This window comes from Nostoc sp. DedQUE07 (genome assembly GCF_034530975.2).
Taxonomy (GTDB): domain Bacteria; phylum Cyanobacteriota; class Cyanobacteriia; order Cyanobacteriales; family Nostocaceae; genus Nostoc.
Map to the genome: position 1 here is coordinate 11,902 of NZ_JAVRCC020000090.1, position 8,179 is coordinate 20,080.

Here is an 8,179-nt window from a genome sequence, read left to right on the forward strand (position 1 = left end):
AAGGAATAAAGCTGTACTGAGTTTTTTTCACGCAATCAAATATGAGTCCTATACTTATGTAGTAATCTACTAGAACGCAGTTAAATTGCGCGCCTATTTGTGAAATGCTGTAATAAGCGCGATATGTAGGGAGAGGATCTCCATGACATCAAAGGGTAGGAAAAAGACCTCACGGCGTGGTTTTCTTCAAGGGGTGGCTATTAGTACAGCTGCTGTTGGTGGAGCAGAGTTAGTCAAAAAAGAAGTAGCTGATGCAGCAAGTGTTGAGCAAGAACAGGCAATCCCTCTTCAAAGTACTGAATTTGATTTTACTCAGAAATCGGCTGCTCTACAGCCAGACAAGATTGTAAATAGTGCTTGTCAATTCTGCAATTCCCTGTGCCGTTTGAAAGTTCATCTCAAAAACGGGCGGATTATAGATGTCTTAGGTGAACCAAATGACCCAGTACAGGCAGGAGGCTTTTGTATTAAGGGGCCAATGATGACCCAGCTAGTCTACAATCGCTTTCGCTTGAAAAGCCCAATGAAGCGGGTTGGTGGAGACAAAGGTGACAGCAATTCTCAATTTGAGCCAATTTCTTGGAATGAAGCTCTCTCAATTATCGCTAGCAAGTTTTTGGCACTTAGGGATGCAGGCGAAGCTAGAGCGATCGCAAATAAAACCTCTGGGAGATTACCACGGGGAACGGGTTCTTTGGTTGAGCGCTACTTTAGTCTGCTGGGTAGTCCTAATAATACTGATGTTGGGCCTGTATGCAACGATGCAGGTGGCAATGCTTTGGCATGGACATTTGGGTTAGGCAATTTTACAAACGGCTACGGAATAGATGATGCGACGAAAAAAGAAGACTTGGGAAGTGCAAAATTGTTTCTGTTTTTAGGTACGAATCAAGCAGAAACACATCCTGTAACCTTTGCCTATCTTCTTAGAAGCCGTGCTAAGACTAAAGCCAAGTTAGTAGTGATTGACCCCCGCTTGACTCCTACAGGAGCGCAAGCTGATGAGTGGATTGCACCGAAACCACATACAGACTTGGCTTTGGTTTTGGCAATGCTCTATCACATAGTGACTAATAACTTATATGATGCTGCCTTTGTAAAACGGTGGGTACTGGGTTTTGATGAACTCAAAAAGCACCTAATAAGCTTCAGCTACACACCAGAGTGGGCTTCAATTGTCACGGATGTTCCAGCATCAAAAATTAGACTTCTAGCTGAAGCTTATGCCAAAACTAAGCCTGCTGCTATTTTCTGCAATGCTGGGATTTCTCATCAATTAGGAGCTTTTGACACTTACCGTTGTTTAACATTTCTGGCTGCAATTACAGGCAATATTGGAATTAATGGTGGTGGTTGCAATTTCATGCATAACACTTGGCCAGGGAGCTTGAATTTACCAGCGATTATTGGTAAAACACCTAATAAAGATATCGCCTTGCCAGTTGGGCCAGATTATTTTGCCCAATCGATTATTTCAGGCAAACCTTATCAGCTTAAAGCGATCGTTACTCAAGGCAATCCCCTGCTAGCTTGTTCTGACACAGTTAAAGTACAACAGGCTTATCGGCAATTAGAATTTTATGTTTACACTGGATTGTTCATGGAAGAGTCAGCGTACTATGCTGATATTATCTTGCCGGTAACTAGTGGTTTTGAAATGGAAACCGTTTATATGCGGCGGGACGATCGAGCAATCCGTTGGCAAGAACAAGTGGTTGCTCCAGTAGGGGAGTCGAAACCAGATTGGCATATTTGGATTGATTTAGCACACGCCACAGCTAAATTAGACAAACGCAATCCGCCTGAATACTGGAGGGATAACTTTCCTTCTTCTTGGAAAGACTATGGTAATTTATGGGCAACTTTTCTAAGGAATACCCCAGGAATGGGGGGCATGACTCAACAAAGACTATCCCAAAGAAAAGAACCTTTGCGCTGGCCTTGCCCAACAGTGAATCATCCTGGTGTCAGTACACTTTACTTGGATCATCCCTCTTGGTATGAAGCCGCAGAAGCCCTTAATCCTAATAATATTGGTAAGCGATTTCTGACTCCTAGTGGCAAAGTAGAAATTTACACTCCACAATTGCAAACTCGGTTAGCTGAGGCTGGGCACTCTGCTCTGCCTAGCTTTTATACCCATCCAGAGGTAACAGGTAAGCATCCTACTATTGAGTATGCATCTGAGTTGGTCAAAAATCCCGTAAATCCGCAGGCTCTGACTCAAAAGGTCAAATTGGGGAAAATATCTTCTGGTGAGGTACACAAGCAGTACCCACTCATGGGAATGACTGGCAGACCAAGTGTAGTTCATTTCCACTCTGTTACCCACTGGACTTATACAGGCAAGCAAATGAATGGTGTTCGCCTGGTACAAATTCACCCAAAAACCGCACAAACTGCTGGGATTGAAAATGGTGATGAGATTATTGTTGAAAGCCCCAGAGGAGCAATCAAAGGTACAGCACTACTTTGGCAAGGAATTCGAGAAGACACTATTTTTGTCCCTAATTGGTTCGGCTCCCAACAGAAGATGGCTGAGGATTTGGCAACTCCATACTATGAAGCTGCTAATGTCTTAATAGACCAAAACTATTATGACAATCTTTCAGGACAGCAAGCTTTTAAATGCTTTGCCTGTCGGCTAAAAAAGGTTACTTAGAAATATCTAGGTGAAATACTTACACCCTGTTTCTAGTAAATATGAGTGGGGATACAAATAAATTTCTGACTTACTACACCCACTCAGCCACACACCACACCCAAAAGCCTTATATATAATGGGTTTGCCGTTATCAAGCGTGCCATTCGATTCTTATCCTTTATGCTTCAAAAACTGGTACTGCCGAAGGGGCGTTGCTGAATCCAAGTATGAATCATGCGATCGCCATTATGCAACGCCAACGATCGGATTTAATGCACGAGCAAAAAGTTTTGTAACAATTGTGGCTGCTTTGTGTAAAAGTCAGGATTAATACATGAGATATAGTGCGATTAATAACTTGGTAGCTTCTGATTTGAGGTCTTTTATGGCTAATGACCCAAGAAAACAACTAGATGTACAACTTAAAGAATTAGCACTTGCAGCCCAAAAATACACACACCTAACCAAGGAAAAGCGGATAGCTTTAACAAGCCTGATTAATGCTATTTGGCAATCAGGGAAGCTTGTTCATCCTTATAAAGGTCAATTTGAACTAGCTTATGAAGATATCTATGATGAGGCAGTACAAAATTTATTTTTCTATATTTGTCAAGACAACAATATTAATAAGTATGACCCAGAACGAGGCGAAGTGGTGACTTGGGTAAATATGCTATTAACTAGACGCTTTTTTCCAGAGGCTATCCCAAAAGTTCTCGGCAAAACAAATGAAATAAATCTCGAAAGCTCTCACTGGGAAAATATACCCTCATCTCAACCTGTATCTTTGTTTGAACAAGTAAGAGAATGTATAGAAACTGACCCAGAATTAATTTTTTGCAAAGAACATATCAAAGGTCATCCAGAGGCAAATTTTCAAGCTATAGCTACAAGAAGATGTTCAGGTATTACTTGGAAAGATATTTCAGCAGAATGGGGCATTGAAATCACATCTCTCCATACTTTTTACCAACGTTGTCTGAAAAAGTTTGCTAATAAGTTTCAAGAATATTTATATATTTAATCTTTAATATAATCTAACTAGCTAGGCAAAAATATGAGCAAAACCAGAGAATTTTTAACATTTTCAGCCCCAATACCTGTGGATGGAAGACATCGGGCAGAAGAGTTACGACGACAACAAGCCACGCAAGCAAAAGCTGAACAAGTTTATCTCAATACTTTGTCTGTGTCTTTCGCCAATTCTTATCTACGTTGCATGGGGTTTGAGACAGACTTGAATAAAAGTGACAGTTGGAATGTCATAGAACAGACATTGATGGATGTCGCTGATTTGTCACTAAAAAACTTGGGCTTGTTAGAATGTCGCCCAGTATTAGAAGATGCACAATTTGTTTATGTACCACCTGAAGTACAATCAAATCGGATTGGCTATGTAGCTGTGCAAATCAGCAAATCATTTAGAGAAGCAACACTGCTAGGATTTGTCAAGCAGGTACAAACTGATTTGTTCCCGATTAACCAATTGCAACCTTTAGACGATTTTTTGGATTATTTAGAAGAAATTTCTCAATTACAGCTTGCTGAAATAGTTGATGATTCGCTTACCTGTAATCAGGGTTTAGTTAACTTGAAGCAATGGTTGGAGAATATTTTTGAAACTGGTTGGCAAGAAATTGAACCTCTTTTAGGCACTCAAGGTGTCAATCCAGCTTTGAGTCTGAGAAGTGAAGCAGGCGCTTTTCTTAGTAGAGGCAAACTGATTGATTTAGGAAAAGTTTTACGGGAGCAAGCAGTGGTTTTAGTTGTTAGTCTGCCTCCAAACAATGAGCAAGAAATGGACATTATCGTAGAAGTGCATCCGACAAATGAACAACATTATCTACCACCAAATCTCCATTTAATTGTGCTGGATTCTGAAGGAGCATCTGTGATGGAAGCCCAAACTAGAAATAGCAACAAGAATATTCAATTGGAGTTTAGTTGTGAGTTGGGAGAATGTTTCAGCGTTAAACTTGTTTTGGGAGATATCAGCATCACAGAAAATTTTGCCATTTATTAAGAACAACAACAGGGGTGCTGCCAATGAGAAAGTTAGTTGTGCTAAAGCTAGATGGTGATTTGGACTTAGGTGTGCAGGTGACGTTGGAAATTGGAGAAGAGGGCAAACGCCCGACTACAGAAATTACTGGCAAGCTGCCCTCCAATCTAAATATGGCAACAGCAATTGAACAGTGGCAGTCCACATATCGCAACTTGTGGAAATTTACCCGCATCAAAGCCAAAAAAATTATTTACGATGGTTCTATCTCCCAGCGGCGTAAGGAGTGTGACACAAAAGCTAGTGAGGTGCGGGAGTATTTAAACAATTGGTTGCTATCAGAGTCTTTTCGTCCCGTGCGCGAAAAATGGCTTAAACACCTGATGCCAGAAGAGGAAGTGCGGGTGTTGATTCGCACTCATTGTTTGCAACTCAAGAAACTTCCTTGGCATTTGTGGGATTTGATAGATCGAGATTATCTCAAAGCTGAAGTTGTTCTCAGTGTTCCAGAATCAGAAACAGTAATAGGTGCATTGCAGACATCGCTCTGGAGAAATAAAATTAGAATTTTGGCAATTTTAGGCGATAGTGATGGTATTGATGTGGAGCAAGACCGCCAGTTACTAGAAAAATTACCTAATGCCGCTACAACTTTTTTAGTAGAACCTCAATATTCAGACATCGATGAAAAATTGTGGAAACAACCTTGGAATATCTTATTTTTCGCAGGTCATAGTAAGAGCGAGGGTGAAAGTAGTTGTATTTATATTAATCAGACAGATAAATTAACAATTGATAAACTCAGACATGCACTGAGAAATGCTGTTGCCAACGGTTTACAATTAGCGATTTTTAACTCCTGTGATGGATTAGGATTAGCGCGAGAACTGCAAGATTTGCAGATTCCGCAAATTATTGTCATGCGGGAACCAGTGCCAGATCGGGTAGCTCAAAAATTTTTAAAGCATTTTCTGGAGGTTTTTTCATCAGGACAATCTATATATGCTGCGGTTCGCATTGCCAGACAAAGGCTCAAAGGAATAGAAAAGGAATATCCAGGTGCAAGTTGGTTGCCAGTAATTAGCGAACATCCTGGTGTAGTGCCAATAACTTGGTTAAAGTCTCGATGGTTTTTTAATACTCGCCGTCTCGAAAGTTTGTTAATTTTGAGTTTGCTGATAACTGCTGGTGTTTTAGGAATAAGACACCAAGGAGGATTGCAAACATGGGAGTTGCTCTCATACGACCAATTAATGCGATCGCGTCCCCAAGAAAAGCAAGATTCGCGCCTTTTGATAGTCACTGTCACCGAAGACGATCTTTACCTACCAGAGCAAAAGCAAAGAAGTGGATCGCTGTCAAATCTGGCACTGACGAAACTTTTGGACAAACTAGCAAAGTTGCAACCCCGAAGTATTGGCTTGGATATTTATCGTAGCGATCCGGTACAACCTAACCAAGCTTCTTTAAGCACTCGTTGGCAAACTGATGACAATTTCTTTGCAATTTGCAAAGTTAGCGATCGCACACAAAACTATCCAGGAGTTCCATCTCCAAAAGAGGTTCCACCAGAACGCCAAGGTTTTAGTGATATTATCCCAGATTCAGACAATATTTTGCGTCGTCATTTATTGGCAATGCAACCAGCAGACCCAACCTCCCTTTGTACTGCACCCTACGCCCTTAACGCTCAACTAGCATTCCACTACTTAGAAAAAGAAGGAATTTCTGCTCAATACACCCCCCAAGGAAATTTGCAGCTAGGTAACGTTGTTTTTCAGAGGTTGGGATCGTCAAATGTCTCCAAAGGAGAATCGCACACGGGAGGCTATCAACAAGCGGATACACAGGGCTATCAAATATTGCTCAATTACCGTTCTTACCAAGGTTCTCCAATAGATATTGCTCCTCAAGTCACGCTGACAGATGTTCTTAAGGGTAAGGTCAATCCCGAACTAGTCAAAGACCGAATTGTTCTCATTGGTACCACTGCCCAAAGCTTCCGTGATTATATTCCTACTCCTTACATAACTGGGCAGGGTTCTTCTGAAGAAATACCAGGGGTGATTTTGCAAGCACAAATGGTGAGTCAGTTAGTGAGTGCTGTTATGGATAAGCGACCTTTGATCTCAGTTTTGCCTGTTTGGGGTGAAGTGTTGTGGATTTGGGGTTGGTCTGTGGTTGGAGGTGCGATCGCTTTTACCGTTGTGCAGATATTTCCTTGGGGCGATCGGTCGGGAGTATATTTAGTACTGGCACAAGGAGGTGTATTTGGGGTCTTATACGTGCTTTGCTTAATTCTCTTTTATCAAGGGATTTGGGTTCCCCTAGTTCCGTCAGCTTTGGTTTTAGTCGTTACTGGCGGCACAGTGGCAATTTACCTACTTTCACAACAGCGACAACTGACTTCTACAACTTGAGGCATAAATAAAAATGAAATTATCTATGCAAAAGATTCAAACTTTCCTCGCCGTTAGTTTAACATTCCTTAGTTGTATAGATGTGCAAGCACAGCCTGCAAATTCCAACGGACAATTAAATCAATCATTAATTTTTGCGGCGCCGCCTCCACCAAAAGGCATCGGCGAACCAGGTAAGCGAACGGAAGCAGGTAGCCGTGGCTGTGGTCAGGATATCAATCAGCCACTAACTTCTTCTCAAAAGCGGCTCACAGCTTTAGTACCTGTTTATTCAAACTCAGAATTGGTGTTTGGAGAAGCGATCGCAGAGCATCCTAGTTTCTTATTCTATGTTCCTTATGCATCCGACTTTGCATCTGGAGAGTTTGTGCTAGAAGATGAAGCAGAAAATCAGACTATTTATAAAACTTCTTTAACCGGGACACCAGGAGTAGTCAGCCTTAGTTTGCCATCAAAAGCAGCACCTCTGGAGATAGGTAAGCGGTATCGTTGGTATTTCAACATTTACTGCAATAAGGATAAGCAAATTATTGCTGATATTGAAGGATACGTAAAACGGGAACAACTCAACCCTACTTTAAAAACTCAATTGGAAAAAGCAACACCACCTCAGCGCGTAATCCTTTATGGAAGTAATGGTATTTGGTATGATGCTTTGAGCGCTGCTAGCGAACTGCGTCGCACCAATTTGCAAGATCCTTCTTGGACGGCGCTGTTGCAAGCTGTGGGTTTGAATGATTTTGCAACTGAACCAAGGGTGGAGTGCTGCAATTTAGAGAGTGAGTAATATCAATTCAAAATTCAAAATTCAAAATTCAAAATTAAGAAAGTCAGTCAAGACAATTGTATTGTCAGTCAAGACAATTGTATTGTCAGTCGATACAATTGCATTGTTGGTCGATGCGATCGCATTGTTAGTCAAAACAATGGCATTGTCAGTCGATGCAATGGCATTGTAAGCCGATGCAATAACGTTGTCAGTCGATACAATCGCATTGTCAGCCGATACAATCGCATTGCAGGTCAATAAAAAACCAGATTGCAATCTAACTTTCTTAACTGGAGTTTAGACTAAAAGCGATATGAGAGAACGCAAATCAAAAGGAATTAGAG

The 8,179-nt window shown here is 41.2% G+C and carries 5 protein-coding genes; all 5 read left to right on the plus strand.

What is annotated here, in order from left to right; all coding sequences use genetic code 11:
- The first annotated feature begins 142 nt into the window (after positions 1–142).
- The 5 genes from RMZ95_RS33130 to RMZ95_RS33150 all read left to right on the plus strand — a co-directional run bounded on the left by RMZ95_RS33130 (position 143) and on the right by RMZ95_RS33150 (position 7,853).
- Positions 143–2,662, plus strand: coding sequence for a molybdopterin-dependent oxidoreductase (locus RMZ95_RS33130; RefSeq protein WP_322685063.1), 2,520 nt, complete (start codon positions 143–145; stop codon positions 2,660–2,662).
- 367 nt (positions 2,663–3,029) lie between these two features.
- A complete protein-coding gene (locus RMZ95_RS33135) occupies positions 3,030–3,668 on the plus strand; it encodes a sigma-70 family RNA polymerase sigma factor (protein ID WP_322685064.1) in 639 nt (212 codons plus the stop codon).
- A 33-nt stretch (positions 3,669–3,701) separates the two neighbouring features.
- Entirely contained in the window at positions 3,702–4,667 is a 966-nt protein-coding gene (locus tag RMZ95_RS33140; protein WP_322685065.1) for a DUF1822 family protein, read from the plus strand.
- Between the two features lie 23 nt (positions 4,668–4,690).
- Complete coding sequence (locus tag RMZ95_RS33145) at positions 4,691–7,066, plus strand: CHASE2 domain-containing protein (protein WP_322685066.1); 2,376 nt, start codon at positions 4,691–4,693, stop codon at positions 7,064–7,066.
- Positions 7,067–7,091: 25 nt separating this feature from the next.
- Positions 7,092–7,853 carry a DUF928 domain-containing protein gene (locus tag RMZ95_RS33150; RefSeq protein WP_322685067.1) on the plus strand — a complete coding sequence of 254 codons (762 nt, stop codon included), beginning with the start codon at positions 7,092–7,094 and terminating at the stop codon, positions 7,851–7,853.
- The last annotated feature ends 326 nt before the right edge of the window (positions 7,854–8,179 follow it).